Raw genomic sequence first — 2,426 nt, 5'->3', positions numbered from 1 at the left:
GCCCGTAGCCCGTAGCCCGTAGCCCGTAGCTCGTAGCTCGTAGCTCGTAGCTCGTAGCTCGTAGCTCCGTATTATTCCGGACGCATCGCCGGGAACAGCAACACATCCCGAATCGACGGACTGTCGGTCAACAGCATCACCAGCCGGTCGATGCCGATGCCCTCGCCGGCGGTCGGCGGCATGCCGTACTCCAGTGCGCGCACGTAGTCGGCATCGTAGTACATCGCCTCGAGGTCACCGGCGTCCTTCTCGGCGGCCTGGGCCGCGAAGCGCTCGGCCTGGTCCTCGGCATCGTTGAGCTCGGAGAAGCCGTTGGCGATCTCGCGCCCGCCGACGAAGAACTCGAAGCGGTCGGTGACATGGGGGTTGGTATCGTTGCGTCGCGCCAGCGGGCTGACCTCGGCCGGATACTCGGTAATGAAGGTCGGCTGATCGAGCCTGGCTTCTGCGACCTCCTCGAAGATCTCGGTCTGCAGCTTGCCCAGCCCCCAGCTCGGCTTGGTCGCGATGCCCAGGCGCTCACAGGTCACCCTGGCGGCCTCGAGGGTGTCGATGTCGGCTTCGCCGATGGCGCCGCCCTCGACCTCGCCACCGTACTCGAGAATCGACTGGCGCAGGGTCAGCCGGCGGAACGGCTGCCCCAGGTCGTAGTCGGTGCCCTGGTAGGTGACGGTGGTCGTACCCAGCACCTGCTCGGCGGCGTCACGGATCATCGCCTCGGTCAGGTCGAGCAGATCGCGATAGTCGGCGTAGGCCCAGTAGAACTCGAGCATGGTGAATTCGGGATTGTGCCGCGTCGACAGCCCTTCGTTGCGGAAGTTGCGGTTGATCTCGAATACCCGCTCGAACCCGCCGACGACCAGCCGCTTGAGATAGAGCTCCGGCGCGATACGCAGATACATGTCGATATCCAGCGCATTGTGGTGCGTGGTGAACGGTCGCGCCGTGGCGCCGCCGGGGATCGGCTGCAGCATCGGCGTCTCGACCTCCATGAAGCCCCGCTCGACCATGAACCGACGGATCGCGGCGATGACACCGGAGCGCACCTCGAACACCCGTCGCGACTGCGGGTTCATGATCAGGTCGACGTAGCGCTGACGATAGCGCGCTTCCAGGTCGGTCAGGCCGTGGAACTTGTCCGGCAGCGGCCGCAGGCTCTTGGTCAGCAGCTTGGCCTCGACCAGCATGACGTAGAGATCGCCCTTGCCGGACTTGTGGACCGGGCCGCGGCCGGCGACGATATCGCCGATATCCCAGCTCTGGATATCCTCCAGCAGTTCGGCGGGCAGGCCCTTCTTGTCGACGTAGAACTGGATCTGCCCGGAAGCGTCCTGGATCACCACGAACGGCCCGCGCTTGCGCATGATGCGGCCGGCAACGGCAGCCTGGCGATCGAGCGCCTCGAGCTCGGGCTTCTCCTTGTCGCCCAGTTCCGCCTGCAGATCCGCCGCCAGACTGTCGCGCCGGAAATCGTTGGGGAAGGCGCTGCCGCCCTGCTCCGCCGCCTGCTCGCGGCGGGCCGCCAGCTTGGCACGGCGCTCCGCGATCAGCCGGTTTTCTTCCTGAGCTTCATGCGGTGCATCGGAAGGAGATTGCGGGTTGTCCTGGTTCGCCATGTCGTCGCCTGTCGAAAATTGAAATAAAGCCGCGAGCCGCGAATGCAAGTCTCAGCTAAAACATAACGCTCGTAGCTCGTAGCTCGTAGCTAGAGACCTTGCTTCAAACTCGCTTCGATGAACTGATCCAGATCGCCGTCGAGCACCTTGTCGCAGTTGCTGCTCTGCACGCCGGTACGCAGGTCCTTGATCCGCTGGTCGTCGAGGACGTAGGAGCGAATCTGGCTGCCCCAGCCGATGTCGGCCTTGCTCTCCTCGGCCTGCTGCTTGGCGGCGTTGCGCTTCTGCATCTCGTGCTCCCACAGCTTCGCCTTCAACTGCTTCATGGCAAAGTCGCGGTTGGCGTGCTGGCTGCGCTGGCTCTGGCAGGCCACCACGATACCCGTCGGCTCGTGGGTGATTCGCACCGCCGAATCGGTGGTGTTGACGTGCTGGCCGCCGGCGCCGGAGGAGCGGTAGGTGTCGGTACGCAGGTCGGCCGGGTTGATCTCGACCTCGAAGCTGTCGTCCACCTCCGGAGAGAGGAACACCGAGGCGAAAGAGGTGTGCCGCCGGCCGCCGGAGTCGAACGGACTCTTGCGCACCAGCCGATGGACCCCGGTCTCGGTCCTGAGCCAGCCGAAGGCGTACTCGCCCTGGACGTGGATGGTAGCGGACTTGATGCCCGCGACCTCGCCCGCCGACACCTCGGTCAGTTCGGCCTTGAAGCCGTGATGCTCGGCCCAGCGCAGGTACATGCGCAGCAGCATGTTGGCCCAGTCCTGGGCCTCGGTACCGCCGGAGCCGGCCTGGATGTCGAGATAGGCGTTG

At 65.2% G+C, this 2,426-nt stretch carries 2 protein-coding genes; both read right to left on the bottom strand.

What is annotated here, in order from left to right; translation table 11 throughout:
* Positions 1 to 71: 71 nt before the first annotated feature.
* Positions 72 to 1,616, bottom strand: a complete 1,545-nt coding sequence (gene lysS / locus AC3AYF_RS20160) for a lysine--tRNA ligase (protein ID WP_295039229.1) — start codon at positions 1,614 to 1,616, stop codon at positions 72 to 74.
* A gap of 89 nt (positions 1,617 to 1,705) precedes the next feature.
* Positions 1,706 to 2,426, bottom strand: a 721-nt coding sequence (gene prfB, locus AC3AYF_RS20155) for a peptide chain release factor 2 (RefSeq protein WP_487780282.1), incomplete at its 5' end; no start/stop codon positions are given.

The sequence above is a fragment of the Salinicola sp. genome (genome assembly GCF_982684285.1).
This window is presented reverse-complemented; position numbering and strand designations above follow the sequence as displayed.

Bases quoted from the DNA above. Each gene is read 5' to 3' on its own strand.
- lysS (WP_295039229.1), bottom strand. From the start codon at position 1,616: ATGGCGAACCAGGACAACCCGCAATCTCCTTCCGATGCACCGCATGAA.